Here is a 19,371-nt window from a genome sequence, read left to right on the forward strand (position 1 = left end):
AGGATTCTTAAGACATTAAATTAGAGAAGCATATTATCTGAAAGGCATAACACTACTCTAGTCCACATCAAAAAATGACTCTGGATACGATAGTTTTATTTACTAAAAACCTTGTCTTATTTGCATCTAAATTTCACCTGAAAAGGCCATAATCTTATACAAAAAGCCATTTTTAATTTATTTATAAAAAATATAATAAAACATGGTTTACCTCCAGAGTATTTTTACATCAACTTACAAATCAGTTAAAAATATAGCAAGTATAATCAGCAATATTTAACTGATACAGAAGTAGCTACCCTTGTAAATGCCATACCCGGCAAATTCTAAATAAAAGTTTTGCTTTTCGTTGCTTGGTACATAATTGAGCCGGTTTTCGGATAAAAAAGGACATCCACTATCCTGTATTTATCTTGTAACAGCATCCGGTACTCCTGATTCATACTTATAAAGAAGTTTCACCTTTACCTGTCTGATGTTAGACATTTACTATCTACACCCATGTTTAAATTTAAACCGGCCAAGTACTCTTTTCATTTTATTGTTTTATGTGTGTTGCAAGTTTTCTCTTTAGGCTTTTCGCCTCAGGCAATGCATTCAGTACGTAAATCCAGGAAAAGCAAAACTTCTCCTATCGTGAGATTGCACATGCCGGTAACCAAAGTAAAAAAGCGCTCACCTCTGAAGGATAAAAAAATTAAAGTTTTATTAGATGCCAGTTTGTATAGCCATTCTATTTATAAAGGTGTGTTGATGGGTCTTGACTATGAACTTATCAATCTTTTTGCACAAGAAAATGGCCTGGAAGTAGAAGCAAAAATAATGAAAGAGGCAGCTAACATGATAGATAGTTTGCAAGATGGGGAAGGTGATATTATTGCTTTTGGATATAATGTAACTCCTGACAGGTTAGAAAAAGTAGACTTCAGCATTCCTGTAATTGATGGTAAACATTGCCTTGTACAACGTCGCAATAAGGCCACTTCTATAGATAGTCCGGCTCACTTGAATGGAAAAATAGTAATGATCCGCAAAAATTCCTGCTTTAAATCTACACTTGAATCCTACGCTCAAAGCCATAATATAACATTACAAATTCAGGAGGCTACTGAAACAGTTACAGATGAAGACCTGATACAAATGGTGGCTAAAGGCAAAATTGATTATACAGTTACATACGATTATATTGCCAGGAATGTGGGAGTATTTCACGACAATATTAATTATTCGGTAGCGCTCACAAAAAAATTACCTGTCAGCTGGGTAGTGAATAAAGGATCTGAAGATTTGCTGGAAACATTAAATCAATGGATAAAAAAGCGCAGACATAGCTTGGAATATAACCTGATTGTTCAGAAGTATAATGATGTATCTGAAACCAGAAAAGCAACTTTACGTCAGAATTTGCCACTTGCTAAAGCTGGTAGTGTATCAGAATATGATGGTATTATTAAGAAATATGCCCAGCAGATTCAATGGGATTGGAAACTGATCGCTGCCCTGGTATTTCAAGAATCAAGATTTAATCCGACAGCCAAATCATGGGTAGGCGCAACAGGACTTATGCAGCTTATGCCTGTAACTGCCAAAGAACTAGGTTTACAAGTTAATCAGCTCACTTCTCCGGAACGCAATCTGCAGGCTGGCATCAAATACCTGCAATGGCTCGAAAAAAGCTTACAGCCGCACATACATGATAAAAAAGAGCTTGTAAAATTTGTATTAGCTTCATACAATGTGGGATTAGGGCATGTTCTGGATGCCCGGCGGCTGGCCGAAAAGTATCATTTAAATGCTCAGAAGTGGGAAGGAAATGTAGAGCAGATGTTATTGAAAATTTCTAAACCTGAGTATTACAAGGATAAAGTAGTAAAATGTGGGTATTGCCGTGGTAAAGAGCCAGTTTCATATGTTAAAAATATACTTGGTTATTACAATTCCTATCAGAATGTAGCGCATCAGCACGATTAATGCAGGATTACACAACCCTATTTTTTAATTATACTCCCATCCTTAAACCCTTCACTTTTTTGAAAGTACTGCTACTCTAGTAGTACTTTTATTCATATAATACGTGATTACTGGCCATTTTCTCCAGAGAATACCTGGTCTTTTAAATAATTTGGAAAGATGGTATAATGTATCTGCGATACTTTCTCAAGGAGCAACTCCCGTAAAGCATCCATATTCAACCCTTTTTCAGCAGAAATAAATACTGTATCAGTCGCATGATGATTCATTACAGAATCTTTTAATCCCTCCAATGACATATGTCCTTCCTGGTGTTCTACATTATATGTATCCTGCTCATCTTCCTCTAAATGCCCATTAGTGCCACTGGAGGCAGCTAATAAATCTATTTTATTGAATACCAGAATAGTAGGCTTGTCAGCAGCAGCAATTTCAGCCAGAGTAGTGTTTACAATATCGATCTGTTCTTCATAAGATGAATGTGAAGCGTCTACCACATGGAGAAGCAAATCTGCTTCCCGTATTTCATCTAGCGTAGATTTAAAACTTTCAACCAGCGTAGTAGGCAACTTGCGGATAAATCCTACTGTATCTGTGAGCAGAAAAGGAATCTGGTTAAAAACTACTTTACGGACCGTAGAATCTACGGTCGCAAATAGCTTGTTCTCAGCAAATACATCGGTTTTTGAAACAAGCCGCATTAAAGTAGATTTCCCCACATTGGTGTAGCCTACTAACGCCACTCTCACCATTTTATCTCTGGATTTTCGCTGAGTAAAACCTTGTTTTTCAATTTTATCCAGCTTATCCCGTAGGAGAGAGATTTTGTCGCGTACAATCCGGCGGTCAGTTTCCAGTTCTTTCTCGCCAGGACCTCTCATACCAATACCCCCTTTCTGCTTGGAAAGGTGCGACCACATTCTGGTAAGCCGTGGAAGCAGATACTGGTACTGCGCCAGTTCCACCTGTGTTTTAGCCTGCGATGTTTGCGCCCGTATAGAAAAGATGTTTAGAATCAGCAGGCTGCGGTCAAGAATTTTGCATTGCAATTCTGTTTCCAGATTACGTACTTGTGAAGGCGAGAGGTCATCGTCGAAGATAACCATGTCCACGGCTTTATCTTTTACAAAAGCCGTAATTTCCTCCAGTTTCCCTTTTCCTACAAAAGTCCTTGAATCTGGTTTATCTAGTTTCTGAGTAAAGCGATGCAGTGTTTTCACTCCTGAAGTTTCCGCCAGAAATGCAAGTTCATCTAAATATTCTTTTGTCTTCTCTATCGATTGTTTGGAAGTAGCGAGTGCTACCAGCACCGCCGTCTCCTGTTTTTTGTCTGTAGTATGTAACTTTTGAGTGTAGTTCATTTTACTAAAATTAAAACTTTCACAAGTTTCTTTACAAGAAGAGTTGCCATGTATTTTTGGTTCCCGGTTACCTTATTTTGTCAAATACTTCTAAAAAACGCATGGAAGCGAAGGTAACAACAAAAAGAAATGATTAAAAGTATAAGATATATTACATGATAGAAATAAATCTGTGTAATACATTATTTATAATAAAATTTGCATTGAATAGTTCATTTAACCGATACTTGTAATAGAAAGATAACAGGTAACATAAATTTAATATTTGTACGTTAAGACAGAGCTTGTAGAGGTATGAACTGTTTACATACTTCTACTGCTGGGCTAACTGAATAATTCAACCGCCTACTCTGCTTATATTTGTTGAAAACTACCTTTACATGCGGATAGCTATCGTTTTAAATGCTTCCTGGAACATTTACAATTTCAGAATGGGGCTTATCCAGACTTTTCTGGAAACAGGACATGAAGTATACGCTATTGCTCCACCTGATGAATATTCAGAACGCTTAGTGGAAGTAGGCTGCCGATATATACCAGTTGATCTGGATAATAAAGGTTCACATCCGGTAAAAGACTTGGCGTATACAGCCAGTTTATACAAGATATACAAAGCCATTAAACCTGACGCTATCCTCCACTATACCATTAAGCCAAATATTTATGGTACCATAGCAGCTTCCCTGCTTGGCTTAAAAGTAATCAATAATGTATCAGGTTTAGGTACTGTTTTCTTGAGAAATAACCTTACCAGTAAATTAGCTCAATTTTTGTACCGGCTTACCTTTACATTGCCTGACAAAGTATTCTTTCAGAATCCGGACGACCGGAATCTGTTTATCAAACGGGGTCTGGTAAAAGAATCTATCACCGATGTATTACCCGGCTCAGGCATAGATTTACAGAAATTCAGACCTTTGCCCTTCCGGCGGAACCATACTTTTACTTTCCTGCTGATTGCCAGATTACTGTATGATAAAGGAATAGTGGAATATATAGAAGCCATTCAGACATTGAAAAAAAGTGGCATACACGCAAAATTTCAACTGCTGGGCTTTAAAGACAATAGCTCTTCGGGTATTCCTGAAAGATTGCTGAATCAGTGGATAGAAGCTGGCCTGGTAGATTACCTGGGGACTACTGACAATGTAACCCATTTTATTAACCATGCCGACTGTATAGTATTGCCCTCTTACCGAGAAGGCACCCCCCGTACTTTACTCGAAGCAGCGGCATTAGCTAAGCCACTGATTGCTACCAGAGTGCCTGGATGTATAGAAATTGTGGAACATGAGTACAATGGATTTTTATGTGAGATGAAAAATAGCGTTGATCTTGCCCGGCAGATGCAGAAAATGACTAAGCTGGATAATTCATCTTTACATGAAATGGGTGAAGCGAGCCGGAGAAAAGTAGAGGAAAAGTTTGACGAGACGCTAGTAATTGATAAATATATGGAAGCAATTGGCTTGCATCAGGTTCCTGCCTGAAAACAAATCTGCGTAAATCATCTGCCAGAAGTGCTTTATTAGGAAATATTCTTATTTTTACAGATAAACGCAGTTGTACAAGCGATAAACATGATTTTTAAGACGACTAATATAAAAGGACTTGTAGAAATTTTTCCCCGTATTCTGGAAGATGAACGGGGAATATTTTTTGAAACATTTCAGCAAAAGTTATTTCTGGAAAATGGGGTTCCTTCTGAATTTGTTCAGGATAACCAGTCTTTTTCCCGTAAGGGAGTACTTAGAGGCTTGCATTTTCAAAAGAAGCCCTATGAACAAGGTAAATTAGTACGGGTAATTACAGGTAAAGTGCTTGATATAGCGGTGGATATAAGGGAAGATTCTTCTACTTTTGGAAGGTATGTAGGGGTAATTCTTGATAGCCGGCTGAACAATATGTTGTATGTACCCGAGGGGTTTGCACATGGATTTGTTGCTTTGGAGGATTCTATCTTCAGTTATAAATGCACTAATTTCTACAACAAAGCAGCTGAATCCGGAATTATCTGGAACGACAAGCAATTGAATATAGACTGGGGAATAAGTAATCCGGTAGTATCCGAGAAAGACCAGGCTTTACCCTTATTACGGGAAGTAGTAATAGCTTAATTGGCAGCAAAGCTGATTAAAATCCGGTGATACTATTAATAATCCGGATAGTAATGAATAAGAATTTAATTGCCTGCATTTTATACCCGGCGCAAAGAACCCTGCTCAGATGGCCCAACATTTCTTTTTATATATAGTTATTCTGTTACTTTCTTCCTGCAATATGCGGCAGCATGTGATGTTTAAAACTGAAACTTCCAGAATTCCGGCAGGCTTAGCTGTATCAGTAAATCAGGCCGAAAAAAATTATGTGATTCAAAAAAATGATTACCTGGAAGTAAGCCTGTATTCAAATAAGGGCGAAAGAATGATTAACCTCAATATTGAAAATGCTGGTACAGGTACCAATCAGAATAATCTTCAGCAGGCACAGCCAGCCCGTTTTCTGGTGCAGAATAATGGTTTTGTGAAATTGCCGATGGTCGGCTTAGTACAATTAGAAGGATTTACCTTATACAAGGCCGATAGTTTATTAGAGCAGGCGTTTACTGCTTTTTATGAAGAACCTTTTGTAAGTACCCGTTTTGCCAATAAAAGAGTAGTAGTGCTGGCTCCCAATAGAGGTTTAGTAATACCCTTAACGAATGAAAGTATGAGCTTGATTGAAATAATAGCATTAAGCGGGGGCATAGGTGACAATGCACGTGTTGGCGATATCCGCTTAATCCGGGGAGATTTGAATAATCCTGAAGTACATGTGATAGACTTATCTACCATTGAAGGTATGCGCAAGGCTGACCTTACGTTGCAACCTAATGATATTGTGTATATAGAACCATCCCGCCGTTTATTCCGCGAAACACTGGCAGAAGTTACACCTATATTAAGCTTGCTTACGTCTATTGTTACATTAATTGTTCTTGCACAACGTTTATGAAATAAATAGTAGAAACAATATGTCAATAAATAATGGTAAAGGTCCGGATGTAGAAGAACCCCAGATGATTTCCTTTAACCGGCAGGCAGAGCAGGAAGAAGAGGATACCTTACTGGGTGGGCTGGATTTGATACGGCTGTACCACATCTTAAAAAGAAATATATTCTGGCTGATTCTAATCCCAATGATCTCCTTGCTGGGCGGATACCTATATCTGCGGTATACAAAGCCCTTATATGAATCTTCCTCTAGTATTAAACTGGAAGTAAAGCGGGAGGCTAGTGTACTGGGATTAAACGGAGTAAATGCGGTGGAAGACATGTCTGCTAACTTGTCGGGTGAAATAGAGCTTATCCGTTCCAAACTTATTTATGATGAAGTGATCAAGCGAATGGATATGTCTGTCAGTTATTATGCATACGGACAAATTCTGGAAGAAGAAAGATACAAAAATTCACCTTTTATAGTGAACTTTGATGCCACCAGCAATGTACCCTATGACCGGCCATTTGATGTACAATTGTTAAATAACTCGCAGTATGAGTTGACTTATAAGCAGGGGAGTAATGATGTGAGTAATACCTATACATTTGGCCAGGCTGTAAATCTGGATAATTTCCGTTTTACAATAGATACTACTGCACAGTATTCATCAGAGCTAGACAACAACAAGTATTATTTCCGAATCAACAGTGCCGGAGCGCTAATCAACTACTTAGCTTCCAATATCCGCGTAGATGTACTCAACCAGATGGCCAATAGCCTCGGTATTTCTTTTAAAGATCATAGTATTGCCAAAGCCCGTGATATAGTAAATACCATTGACAGTGTCTATTTAACTAAGACGCTGGAGATTAAAAATACCTCTAATAAGAAGAAAATTGAGTTTCTGGAAGGTCAGCTTCTGGCTACAGAAAAAAATCTGGAAAAATACGAACTCGAGCAGGAAGATTTTATTGTAAAAAACCGGACCACCGATGTAAAATCAGATGTTAGCAAGTTTGTCACTAATATTGAGGAGCTTAATAAGCAGCGGACAGAATTAAACAGCCAGCTTTCTCTGCTTAGAAATTTGCAAAATATTATTGAGACAGAAGGCGATCTGGCTTCTTTCATTCCTTCTATACCATTGCTTACTGATCAACAATTAGGTGAGCTTACTCAAAATATTAATAAGTTACAGCAGGAAAAAGCACTTGCGTTGGCCTCAAGTAAGTCAACTACATTTGCGATTCAATCGAAGAATCAGGCAATTGAAATAGCAAAAAACAGTATTTCAGAACTTATTGACCAGGACAGGAAAATATTGCTGGAAAAAATCCGGATGACTAATGATAAAATCAATGAATTAGAGAACAAACTAACTGATCTTCCATCTAAAGGTACACAATATACCAAAATACAGCGTTTTTATGACCTATATGAGAAGTACTATCTGCTGATTATGGATAGAAAAGCGGAATTAGGTATTGCTGAGGCAGGCACAGTTCCAGAGTTTGTTATTCTCTCCCCTGCCAGCACCCCAACCAATCCTATATATCCCAACCGGGTGATGGTATATGCCGGGGCAGGTGCATTTGGCTTACTTATCAGTATGGTAGCGCTTACTTTAAAATACATTCTGCACGATACCATTTCTAACCAGCGGGAACTGGAGCGAACCACTACGGCACCTATCCTGGGAGCTATTCCGATTTATTCCAAAGAGAAAATGGACACATCCAGGTTGATTGTAAACCGCAACCCCAGAGCATCTATCAGCGAAGCTTTCCGAACCATCCGGACAAATATGGAATTTGTGTTGCCAGCTGGTAAGAAGAAAAGAATTATCGCTGTAACCTCAACAGTAAGTGGTGAAGGAAAAACGTTTGTTGCCCTTAACCTTGGTGGAGTAATTGCGTTATCTGATACAAAAGTGGTAATTATTGACCTTGATATGCGCAAGCCTAAAATCCATCTGGCCTTTGAGGAAGAAAATTACAATGGTATTAGTACAATTCTGATTGGTAAGCATAAGCTGGCAGAATGTGTTCGGAAAACTCCGATTGATTCCCTGGATTTTATTGGTGCCGGACCAACGCCTCCTAATCCTTCTGAATTACTCCTCCGGCCCGAATTTGATATTTTATTACAGGAACTGCACCAATTATACGATGTTATTGTTATTGATACACCGCCGGTTGGACTGGTTACTGATGGGATACTGGTGATGAAGCGGGCTGATCTACCAGTATATGTGATTCGGGCGGATTATTCAAAAAGATATTTTGCCAAAAACGTGAATAAATTGATTAAAAATAATAATTTCAGTAAACTTTCTATTATCCTGAATGCTTTCCGTCACCTGAGCCAGTATGGATATGGATACGATTACAGCTATTATCAGGGATATGCAGATGATGACAATGCAGAGGCATCGAATGCAAAGAAATTTAAAGGCTTGCTAGCCAAAAGCAAATGATCTCGTTCTTTAAACGAAGCGCCAGTAAATTAAATGGTAAAAATGCTGTTGCGATCACAACAGATATGCACGCTCATTTTTTGCCTGGTATTGATGATGGGGCTTCGGATATGGTGGAATCGTTGTTGTTGATCCAGAAATTAATGGAATCTGGCTATAAAAAGCTAATCGCTACCCCTCATGTGATGAGCGATTTTTTCAAGAATACTCCGGAAATTATTCTTGGAAAATTAGCAGAAGTGAAGGAGGCTGTAGCTCTGCAGGGATGGCCGATTGAAATAGAAGCGGCAGCTGAATATTACCTGGATGAATTTTTCATTGAAAAACTCAAAAAGGAAGAACCTTTATTAACTTTTGGCGACCGGTATCTGCTCTTTGAAACTTCATTTATCAATCAGCCGGTAAATTTGCATGAAGCTATCTTTCTGATGCAGTCTTTACATTATAAACCAGTATTGGCGCATCCGGAAAGATATATGTACTTGCAGGATAATTTTGCCAAATGTACTGAGTTATTCCAGAACGGAGTTTTGCTTCAGATAAATATAAATTCATTATCAGGCTATTATTCAGTTCCTGCACAATTACTGGCCGAACGGTTAATTGACCTGAAAATGGTGCATTTTGCCGGCACCGACTGTCATGCCATTAAGCACATCAAAGGGCTACAGATGGCTAAATCAAAAAAATATTATTCTAAATTACTGGAGGCTGGCCTGCTAAATCATAAGATCTAAATAAACCGGCAGTAAGTTCAGTTCCTGTTTTCATCCTTAACTTTTTCCGTATGATAGTAATTACTGGCTGTAATGGCCTGGTTGGCAGTTTCATAGCCAGAAAGTTCCTACAGGAAGGATTTAAGATACGTGCCTTAAAAAGAACCGACAGTGACCTGAGTTTGGTGGCTGACATTGCCTCAGCTATTGAATGGATAGAAGGCGATGTACTCGATCTGGCGCAACTTACCGCTGCCATGCAAGGAGCTGATGCTGTTATTCATGCAGCAGCTATTGTATCTTTTACTCCTGCCGATCAGGAAAGTATGCTGAAAATAAACGTAGAGGGTACTTCTAATGTGGTGAACACTTGCCTGGCAACAGGAATAAAAAAATTGTGTTTTGTAAGTTCGATAGCAGCAATCGGTCGGAAAAAAAATATTTGGGAGGTCAGTGAAGAATCTCAATGGGAAGAATCTCCTTATAATTCTTACTACGCCAAAAGCAAGTACCTGGCTGAGTTAGAGGTATGGCGGGGGATTGCTGAAGGACTGTCTGCAGTAATTGTAAATCCTTCGGTAATATTGGGGCCAGGAAACTGGCACAAAAGCAGCACAAAATTGTTTAAGTATATATGGGACGAAAAGCCTTTTTATACAGCAGGTAGTATGAACTATGTAGATGTTAGAGACGTTGCTGATATTATTTTTAGGCTAATAAATTCTGAAATTACATCGGAAAGGTTTATATTGAATGCAGGAAGCATAAAAATAAAAGACTTGTTTGGAAAAATAGCAGCTGCGTTTGGTAAGAAAAAACCTGCTATACAGGTTTCACCGCTTATGGCTCAAATTGCCTGGCGGCTGGAATTTCTGAGAAGTTTAATCAGCGGAAGTTCGCCGCTGGTTACCCGGGAGACTGCCTTACTTGCTCAAAAAGATTATTTTTATACTAACCAGAAAGTACAACAAAAGCTGCAGTATACGTTCAGAACACTAGAGGATACTATCGGCTGGACATGCATGAAGCTTAGTAAATAAAACAGGTAGCGATATATTGGGAAGCACTACTTGTTTGGTACATATTTTAACGAATTAACAAATCAGATAATGGGAAACGAATTTAAAGACAAAGAAGAGGGACAGGATGCCGTTCGCAGATTTGAAGAAATGCTGAAAGAAGGCGGGCCTGTTTTTCTTGACCTGGAAATATATGAATCTGCAATCGGCCAGTATATGGATGAAGGAAATTATCAGAAAGCACTCACTGCCTGCAACTATGCCCTCGAACAGTATCCATATTCTGTGGAAATTATGCTGGACAAATCTCAGTTACTGGTTAATACCCAGAATTTCGAAGATGCTCTGGAATTATTGGACAAAGCCTCCTTATTTAATCCTAATGATACAGAAGTGATGTTTCTGAGAGGCACTGTACTTTCGTTGATTGGCGATTATGAAAAATCGGTAGAAGTACTGGAGAATGTACTGTTATGGTCGGAGGAGAAAGATGATGTATATTACAATATAGGTCTGGCTTACCAGAGCTGGGGGAAATACGACCTGGCCATCGAGAATTACAAAAATGCGATTAACTGCAATATCAATAATGAGAATGCTTTGTATGAACTGGCATTCTGCTTAGATATTACTGGCGAACTGGAGGAAAGTTTATCCTACTATCAGCAATTCATTGACAATGACCCTTATTCGCATAATGCCTGGTACAATATTGGTATTGCTTATAGTAAATTGGAGCGTTTTACCGATGCAGTGAAAGCCTATGAATATGCGGTATTGATTAAAGAAGATTTTGCTTCTGCCTATTATAATATGGGCAATGCGTATATGAATCTGGAAGAGTATCAGCAGGCCAAAGAATCCTATAAGAAAACCCTTGAACTGGAAAAGGATGAGCCTAACCCGGAAACTTTTTGTTGCCTGGCAGCTACTTACGAACGTACCGGCCAGTTTGACATAGCAATTACCTACTATAAAAAAGCCGTTAAAATTGATAGTCTGTGGGATGAAGGCTGGTATGGCATCGGCATGTGTCTGGATGCACAGGAAAAATGGTTTGAAGCCATTCATTTCTTCCGGAAAGCTATTCAGCTGAACCCTGAAAATTATGAATATTGGCTGGCTGTTGCTGAAGCCGAAGCCCAGGTAGGTAATATTGTATCCAGTCTGGAAGCTTATGAACATGCCAGTCAGCTAGAGCCTGCTAATCCGGATGTATGGCTTAACTGGTCGCTGTTGCTGTATGAACAAGGAGATTACAGCAAAGCCATTGGTTTGATAGAAGAAGCCATAGAAGAAATGCCGGAAGAAGCTGAGTTGTATTACCGGGCTACTGCTTACTTAATTCATGATGGTAAATACAAGGAAGCTTTTCAGTTTCTGGAAAATGCACTTATACTTGATTTTGACAAACATACCTATCTGTTTGAGTTCTTTCCGGAACTGGAAACACAGAAAGCACTGTACAAAATTATTGACCAATACAGAAATGATAAGTAAGTTTTATCAAATAGTCGTTAGTATTTAGTTACTTTGTGAGGTTTTTTATAAAACCTCATTTTTTTTGTATTCACATTTAGAATGTGTAAAACAGACTAAGTCAAATAAAGGAGAGTTTTACTATTTGTACTTTAATTAAGTTCATAAAGATAGTGGGATGTCCTTTTGCGGTAAAACGCATGTAAACTTGAAATTAATTGTATATCCATGAATTACGAATTAAAAAACATTCCTGAACGCACACTTAAACCACGCCAGACAGGTTTTACCATGGTAATGGATAAAGGCTTAAGCCCAAGAGAAGTAGAGGATTTTTTAGCGGTGGGTAGTGAATATGTAGATGTGGTGAAACTAGGCTGGGCAACTTCGTACGTTACACCCAATCTGAAAGATAAATTAAATATATACAAACAAGCAGGCATTCCTACCTATTTTGGTGGTACTCTCTTCGAGGCTTTTATTATCCGGGGGCAGTTTGAGGATTATCGCCGGGTACTGGATAAGTTTGATATGAGTTATGCTGAAGTTTCTGATGGTTCGCTGGAAATGAATCATGAAGAAAAATGCCAGTATATTCGTACGCTTTCCAAGCAGGTAACAGTTTTATCGGAGGTAGGTTCGAAAGATGACCAGAAAATTATTCCACCCTATAAATGGATTACTTTGATGCAGGCTGAACTAGATGCCGGCGCCTGGAAAGTGATAGGAGAAGCAAGAGAAGGAGGTAATGTAGGCTTGTTCCGCTCTACGGGCGAAGTCCGTTCAGGATTAGTGGAAGAAATTCTTACAAAGATTCCATTTGAAAAAATCATCTGGGAGGCACCTCAGAAAGCTCAACAAGTCTGGTTTATTAAATTATTGGGTTCTAATGTAAATTTAGGCAACATTGCTCCCAATGAAGTAATACCTCTGGAAACTATCCGATTAGGCCTGAGAGGTGATACTTTCAGTGACTTTTTATCGATGAATGGAAAGTAGAAGTAGTGAACTGATATACCGAAAAGCTATGTTCCGGCTTTTAAAATTTACACTTAAGAGCTACCATAAGCGTTATAATGATTAAGGTTACATTTGGAACATGTAAGATAAAAGTAAAGATTTGGAAACACAGAAAAACCGGATTATACTAATAAATTCCTACTTTTGTAGTTCTAAATCTTTCATGCTCTGTTCATTCTAATTTATTTTCATGGAATTTCTCTCACAAGTAATTGATGTTTTCCTTCATCTCGACAAATACCTCACTCAGATTATTTCAGAATACGGCACCTGGACATACCTCATCTTGTTTCTGGTTATTTTTGTAGAAACCGGGCTGGTTGTTATGCCTTTTTTACCTGGCGACTCTTTACTTTTTGCTGCTGGTGCCTTAGCTGCCAATCCCGCCAATGATTTAAATGTAGTATTGCTGATGGGATTGCTTTTTGTTGCTGCTTTCCTGGGAGATACACTTAACTATACCATAGGAGATTATTTTGGGCCTAAAGTGTTTAAACGGGATTACCGGTTTCTGAAACGCGAATATCTGTTACAAACGCAGGCATTTTATGAGAAGCATGGAGGCAAAACTATCATATTTGCCCGTTTTATCCCTATCATCCGTACATTTGCTCCCTTTGTTGCAGGTGTTGGAACCATGAAATACAGCCGGTTTATTTCTTATAATATTATCGGTGGATTTTTGTGGGTAGTTGCCTTTACAATAATTGGTTATTTCTTCGGCAATCTGCCCTTTGTAAAAAAGAATTTCACAATAGTTATATTCGCTATTATTTTCATTTCTATTTTACCACCCATTATTGAGTTTATCAAACAGAAATTTTCTAAAAAAACTGTAACTAAATAATTCTTACAAAACGATCCTCAAGACAAAGGCCCGGATTTAATCCGGGCCTTTGTCTTGAGGATACCATTGGATTTTATCTAAGACAATTGATTTTAGATAATTTATTAGTCAATAATCCTCTTTACCATAATAAACCGGCGGTTATAATTAGGTTTTGAAAGAGAATCATACTTCACATAGGGAGAAGCTTGAGCGGAAGAAGAATGAATAAACTTGATAGGTTCACCCTGTGCAGACACTACAATGCCTATGTGACCCACTTCTGTACTGTTTGGATCAGTGCCTCGGAAAAATACCAGATCTCCCGGATGAGCCTCTTCTATTGATATTTTATTTCCTAACCGGGCAATGTGCCTGGAAGAAGAAGGAACCTCTACACCATACTTTTTAAAAACATACGATACAAATCCAGAGCAATCGAAACCGAGGCTGTCTTTTCCGGCAATTTTGTAGGGTGTATTAAGTAAGGTAGTAGCATACCTAATTACTTGCTCGCCTAATGTTACAGGGATTGGTATACTATCATTCTGGTCAGCATCCGATGATTCTGAAAATATAATTTCCTCTTGTGAAGACTGATTACAAGACCATAAAAACAAGTTCAGGCTAATCAGTGCAGGCAAAACAATTACAGATCTATAAAAATACCGAATCATTTCTGGTTGAATTTTGATAGTTAATTATTCATTAGTTTGAAAGATGGCAATTAAATCATGCTTCCTCAAGCAATTTTAGTAGGCTCCAGCTTTCAACCTGGTAATATTTGCTATTCTCAAAACAGATTTTTAAGATATTTGCATCAAGCCTGAATCATAGCTTACTTAGCTGATCCTCTTTCTTAGTAATGGCATTAAGCTGTTTCTTATCATGCCCATAAATATCATCTCTGAAATTAAGTATGCCTTTTTCATCTACCCAGGCGGTACGATAGACAATCTGAACCGGCCATTTTTTAGGTAGCTTTTGTTTAATAGGTTCAGGCTGATTTATTTTTTCAGTCACTTGTTCTTCGTTCCAGTTCAATAGGTACATGGCAAGGTCAACAGGTTTTTCCAGCCGGACACATCCATGACTTAAATTCCGCTCTTCCCGTTTAAACAGTGTATGATTCGGGGTATCATGCAGATACACAGATAAGTCGTTGGGTAGCATAAATTTTACTTGCCCCAATGGATTTTCCGGACCCGGTTTCTGTACAATCCGGTAAGTAAATGTTTCCGGAGTAAACTGCGACCAGTCAGTTGACAGAGGGTCAAGAGCCAGTGTATCAGATTCCTTCCAGGTTTCATATACCGCCATATTATTGCTCATCAGATAATCCGGATTGTGCTGAAGAATAGGAAGTATTTCATTTTTGGCAATAGTAGAAGGCACTGTCCAATCGGGGCTGAACACAATATATTCCAGTGTATCGCTGAAAACCGGCGTAGAAGCATAATCTTTTCCTACGATTACACGCATTTCTTCTTCTTTTTTCCCCTTGGAAAATACTTTCAAAGTGTATTCTGGTACATTCACCCATATATAAGTGTTTTCTATACTATCTGGTGCCCAGCGGATGCGTTCCATATTTAGCTCTATAAGTTCTATGGTACGTTCTACAGGTTCGTTTAGCCTGGCAAGTGTTTCAGCATTCAGCTTTCCATCAGGGTTTATACCATAGCGTTGCTGGAATTTCTTCAAAGCTTCTTTCATGGCATTGTCAAATACAGGCATACTTGCTGCGGTCGTATCCAGGTCGCCACTCATACCTAACCGGTTCCATAAGGCATGGACTGGTTCATTAGCAGTGCCCATATTTACTGTTGTAACAGTTTTCATAGCAGGCCACCCACCAGATTTGGCAATGCGCCTGTAAAGGGCAAGTTGTTTTTTCAATTGTTTGTATTGATCTACTACCGGAGATAATTCCTGGAGGGAGCCATAAATGCGATTCTTCTTGATGGCTTCATCCAGATGAACAGCCAGATCTTTTTTCCGTGGATATGTAATCCATAAGGTATCTAACTTGGCCGGATCAATTCTGCCAGACAACAGGTGTGAAGCATAGGTCAGGTACGAAGCTGTCATTTTAAAATCCAGCTGCACCAGCTTTCGTAGACTTAATGTATCCTGTTTGGACTTTTCTGCAGAAAACAGCTCCCGTTGTAATGCTTGAATCTCCTGCAGTTCATAGTTGCTGGTTTCTAATCCATCTGTTGGCGCCTGCATAATAGCCTGTATCAGAGAATCGGACTGAGGTAAGATTTTATCACTTGTCATCCAAGCTAGTTTGTATTTTCTATTTTTATAGAAAGTTTCTAGTTCTTCTTTTAGATAAGAACGGATGGCTTTATCTTTAAAGTAAACAGCACTTTTCAGGCTTGAAATTTGTGCCTGCATTTCCGCCTGTACTTCCTTTTTTCTTTTATCTTTTGTGTCGCCCGGCTTACAGGAATATATAAGTAAGATGCTCAGAAACATCCAGATATATTTATGGGTTATACGCATATAAGGTATTGATATATATTTTAGATAGTTCATATCCTTGTTATACGCAATTATTGGCAGAAAGTAGTAGACCTTATCAGAAGTGGTCAGAATACAGCGTAAGTCTTATTATGAATACAATTATTAGAATGGTATGTGGATGAGATTTTTATTGCCAGAGAAAATCAGAATTGATTTTTTCGAATTAGGTATCTGCTTGTAAATGAATTGAAAAAGACTTATGCGCTTTTTCTTACCTATGAAATAAAAATATGTACAAGCAAGGACTTTTCAAGAGCCGATCTTTTAAATTAAAATAATTTGTTTCTCAACTTATCATCGAAGAAAAAAAACAGTTAATCGAAATGTGATTTTTCTAATGAAAAATATACTTAAATTAAATTACCTATTAAACCTTTAACACCTATGAACTCAAAACATACCCCTGTAATTAATTTTTCCTCTCTGCTTGCCGGTATTGCTGTTGGATTTATAAGCGGTTGCTTAGCTACAATTTTAATATTTAATATTTTTTACTGACATGAAAAATGGTTTCTATACCTATGAAAGCAGGTTACTGGCAGATTGCGAAATCTGGTTCAGAAATAATTACTTCAGATTAAATCTTCCGGCTCAGGCAAAAAAACAACACCTGGAAGATGCGCTAGGCCTGCAACCTGCAACTGTATCTAATGCTTTATATTCCATGCAGTTACCAGTTGCTGCTGGTCCGTGGAAGAGCTTGTACATCTGGTTTAAGAAACCTGGAGACGATCTCTGTACTGACGATAAAATAAAAATGTCCTATTTGCGGGATGATGGACACAGAGTAATAATTGTCCGCTATTTTGAAGATTTTAAAACCCTTGTTCATTTATATATGGCTCATAAGTCATCTGTACAAAAACAAAGAATCAGGTAAGAACAATCTGCTCTTACCTGATTCTTTGTTTTTACTACCTATATTTCTTTATCCTATCGCTTGTTTTAAATCCTCAATCAAGTCCTCAGCATCTTCAATTCCTACACTCAGACGAACCAGTGTATCTTTCAAACCTGCTTTTTCCCGTTCAGCTTTTGGAATGCTGGCATGAGTCATAGTAGCCGGATGCGTGCATAAGGATTCTACGCCGCCTAGGGATTCAGCCAATGAAAATACTTTTACCTTCTCCATCATCTGTATGGCATCCTGCAGGCTATCGCCCTTTAGCGTAAATGAAACCATTCCGCCAAAATCCCGCATTTGTGCTTTGGCAATAGCATGATTAGGATGGCTTTCAAAACCTGGCCACCATACCTGGCTCACTTTCGGATGAGAAGCCAGATATTGAGCAATTGCTCTGCCATTTTCGCAATGCCGCTGCATCCGCACATGAAGCGTTTTTATACCCCGCAATACCAAAAAACTATCCTGAGGACCAGTAACCGCACCACTGGCATTCTGAATAAAAGCTAATCGCTGGGCAAGTTCGTCATCATTTACTACCAGGGCGCCCATTACCACATCGGAGTGTCCGGCTAAATATTTGGTCACGGAATGCATCACAATATCAGCCCCCAGGTCAAGCGGATTTTGCAAATATGGGGAAGCGAATGTATTATCCACAGCCAGCCATAGCTTATGTTTTTTGGTAATGGCGGCCACTCCGGCAATATCAATAATATTTAGCAGAGGATTAGTAGGCGTTTCTATCCAGACCAGTTTGGTTTGGGGCGTAATATGATTTTCAATCGTGTTCACTTCATCCATGCCAATGAAATGAAACTTAATGCCAAAGTTCTGAAATATCTTTGTAAAAATCCGGTACGTCCCTCCATACAAGTCATTGCCGGTAATTACCTCATCGCCAGGTTTTAAGAGTTTGAGTACAGCATCCGTGGCGCCAAGACCAGAAGCGAAACACAAGCCATGTTTACCATTTTCGAGGGCTGCAATATTGTCTTGCAAGGCATTTCTGGTTGGATTTTGTGTACGGGAATATTCATAGCCTTTGTGCTTTCCTGGCGATGCCTGTACATAAGTAGAAGTCTGGTAAATCGGTGTCATAATAGCACCGGTAGTGGGGTCAGGATGAACGCCTGCATGTATAGCTTTGGTTCCAAATTTCATAATACTGAGGGTTTGTTATTAACTGGGTTGCAAGTTAGCGAAATTAGCGTAAGGCCAGAAAGATGAATCATTAGATGAAAATTATTCTGAAAATGAGGCTAAGAATACTAAAGGCTGAATGGTCAACCAATTTCAAAGCTATCTGCATCCAGGTAAGCCGGAAACTTCTGCCGGAAAGCGGCTAACTCAGCTGCATCAAGAATTACCGTCTGAATACATTCCTTGTCAGCTTCATGAAATACGACGTCGCCTTTCGGATTAATTACGGCTGAATTTCCACTATAGGGAATATTTTTTCCATCTGTACCCACCCGGTTTACTCCCACAGCATAACTTAAATTCTCCATTGCCCTGGCTTGCAATAAGGTACTCCAAGGATGGCTGCGAACTTGTGGCCAGTTAGCGACGTATATCAGGCAATCATAGGCCAAAGCCTGTCCATTAGCTGTATTGCGGCTCCAGACCGGAAAACGCAGATCATAACAAATGAGCGGACATATACGCCATCCTTTTAGTACCGGAATTATTTTTTTGCTGCCTCCGGTATACATTTTATGTTCTTCGGCCATCCGGAAGAGGTGACGTTTGTCATATACTTCAAAGCTACCATCCGGACGCATCCAAAGCAGCCGGTTAAAGTATTGTTCTTTTTCCTTCACAATATAACTCCCGGTAATTACAGCGCCAGTCTGTGCGGCTTGCTGCTTCATCCATTTAAAAGTAGTCAGGTTCATCGGCTCTGCTAAGGCAATTGCATTCATTGTAAAGCCAGTAGTGAACATTTCAGGTAATACAATCAGATCCGTTTGTTCCTTAATCTGCCAGATTTTCTCTTCGAACATAGCCAGATTGGCTACCGGGTTTTCCCAATGCAGACTGGATTGTATAAGAGTAAGGCGTAGGTTTTCCATGAAAAGATTTGAT

General features: G+C 38.8%; 16 protein-coding genes. 11 read left to right on the top strand and 5 right to left on the bottom strand.

What is annotated here, in order from left to right; translation table 11 throughout:
* Nucleotides 1-501: 501 nt before the first annotated feature.
* Complete coding sequence (locus GXP67_RS16335; protein ID WP_162444111.1) at nt 502-1,971, top strand: MltF family protein; 1,470 nt, start codon at nt 502-504, stop codon at nt 1,969-1,971.
* 107 nt (nt 1,972-2,078) lie between these two features.
* Here the strand turns inward: GXP67_RS16335 and hflX are convergent, their stop codons facing one another.
* Nucleotides 2,079-3,332, bottom strand: coding sequence for a GTPase HflX (gene hflX / locus GXP67_RS16340; RefSeq protein ID WP_162444112.1), 1,254 nt, complete (start codon nt 3,330-3,332; stop codon nt 2,079-2,081).
* A gap of 380 nt (nt 3,333-3,712) precedes the next feature.
* On the opposite strand from hflX, the gene GXP67_RS16345 reads away from it, so the two are divergent.
* The 9 genes from GXP67_RS16345 to GXP67_RS16385 all read left to right on the top strand — a co-directional run bounded on the left by GXP67_RS16345 (nt 3,713) and on the right by GXP67_RS16385 (nt 13,868).
* Nucleotides 3,713-4,822 carry a glycosyltransferase family 4 protein gene (locus GXP67_RS16345; protein ID WP_162444113.1) on the top strand — a complete coding sequence of 370 codons (1,110 nt, stop codon included), beginning with the start codon at nt 3,713-3,715 and terminating at the stop codon, nt 4,820-4,822.
* Nucleotides 4,823-4,912: 90 nt separating this feature from the next.
* A complete protein-coding gene (gene rfbC / locus GXP67_RS16350) occupies nt 4,913-5,449 on the top strand; it encodes a dTDP-4-dehydrorhamnose 3,5-epimerase (RefSeq protein ID WP_162444114.1) in 537 nt (178 codons plus the stop codon).
* Nucleotides 5,450-5,558: 109 nt separating this feature from the next.
* Nucleotides 5,559-6,326, top strand: a complete 768-nt coding sequence (locus GXP67_RS16355) for a polysaccharide biosynthesis/export family protein (protein ID WP_162444115.1) — start codon at nt 5,559-5,561, stop codon at nt 6,324-6,326.
* Nucleotides 6,327-6,345: 19 nt separating this feature from the next.
* Nucleotides 6,346-8,787, top strand: a complete 2,442-nt coding sequence (locus GXP67_RS16360; RefSeq protein WP_162444116.1) for a GumC family protein — start codon at nt 6,346-6,348, stop codon at nt 8,785-8,787.
* Nucleotides 8,784-9,524, top strand: coding sequence for a tyrosine-protein phosphatase (locus tag GXP67_RS16365; protein ID WP_232065242.1), 741 nt, complete (start codon nt 8,784-8,786; stop codon nt 9,522-9,524). The genes GXP67_RS16360 and GXP67_RS16365 overlap by 4 nt, the downstream gene beginning before the upstream one ends.
* A gap of 50 nt (nt 9,525-9,574) precedes the next feature.
* Nucleotides 9,575-10,543, top strand: a complete 969-nt coding sequence (locus tag GXP67_RS16370; protein ID WP_162444117.1) for an SDR family NAD(P)-dependent oxidoreductase — start codon at nt 9,575-9,577, stop codon at nt 10,541-10,543.
* A 69-nt stretch (nt 10,544-10,612) separates the two neighbouring features.
* Nucleotides 10,613-12,022 carry a tetratricopeptide repeat protein gene (locus tag GXP67_RS16375; protein WP_162444118.1) on the top strand — a complete coding sequence of 470 codons (1,410 nt, stop codon included), beginning with the start codon at nt 10,613-10,615 and terminating at the stop codon, nt 12,020-12,022.
* 207 nt (nt 12,023-12,229) lie between these two features.
* Nucleotides 12,230-13,000: a phosphosulfolactate synthase gene (locus GXP67_RS16380; protein WP_162444119.1), complete on the top strand. Its 771-nt coding sequence runs from the start codon at nt 12,230-12,232 to the stop codon at nt 12,998-13,000.
* 211 nt (nt 13,001-13,211) lie between these two features.
* Nucleotides 13,212-13,868, top strand: coding sequence for a DedA family protein (locus GXP67_RS16385; RefSeq protein WP_162444120.1), 657 nt, complete (start codon nt 13,212-13,214; stop codon nt 13,866-13,868).
* A gap of 104 nt (nt 13,869-13,972) precedes the next feature.
* Here the strand turns inward: GXP67_RS16385 and GXP67_RS16390 are convergent, their stop codons facing one another.
* Together GXP67_RS16390 and GXP67_RS16395 are read right to left on the bottom strand one after the other, a co-directional pair.
* On the bottom strand, nt 13,973-14,524 hold the full coding sequence (locus GXP67_RS16390) for a C40 family peptidase (protein WP_162444121.1): 552 nt from the start codon (nt 14,522-14,524) through the stop codon (nt 13,973-13,975).
* Nucleotides 14,525-14,678: 154 nt separating this feature from the next.
* Complete coding sequence (locus GXP67_RS16395; protein ID WP_162444122.1) at nt 14,679-16,358, bottom strand: L,D-transpeptidase family protein; 1,680 nt, start codon at nt 16,356-16,358, stop codon at nt 14,679-14,681.
* Nucleotides 16,359-16,878: 520 nt separating this feature from the next.
* On the opposite strand from GXP67_RS16395, the gene GXP67_RS16400 reads away from it, so the two are divergent.
* On the top strand, nt 16,879-17,259 hold the full coding sequence (locus tag GXP67_RS16400; RefSeq protein WP_162444123.1) for a hypothetical protein: 381 nt from the start codon (nt 16,879-16,881) through the stop codon (nt 17,257-17,259).
* Nucleotides 17,260-17,307: 48 nt separating this feature from the next.
* On the opposite strand, the gene GXP67_RS16405 is transcribed toward GXP67_RS16400, so the two are convergent.
* Both GXP67_RS16405 and GXP67_RS16410 read right to left on the bottom strand, forming a co-directional pair.
* Nucleotides 17,308-18,447 carry a cystathionine gamma-synthase gene (locus GXP67_RS16405; RefSeq protein WP_162444124.1) on the bottom strand — a complete coding sequence of 380 codons (1,140 nt, stop codon included), beginning with the start codon at nt 18,445-18,447 and terminating at the stop codon, nt 17,308-17,310.
* 122 nt (nt 18,448-18,569) lie between these two features.
* Nucleotides 18,570-19,358 (bottom strand): amidohydrolase, encoded by a 789-nt coding sequence (locus GXP67_RS16410; RefSeq protein ID WP_162444125.1) that lies wholly within the window; start codon nt 19,356-19,358, stop codon nt 18,570-18,572.
* Nucleotides 19,359-19,371 lie beyond the last annotated feature (13 nt).

The sequence above is a fragment of the Rhodocytophaga rosea genome, assembly GCF_010119975.1.
Classification (GTDB): Bacteria; Bacteroidota; Bacteroidia; order Cytophagales; family 172606-1; genus Rhodocytophaga; species Rhodocytophaga rosea.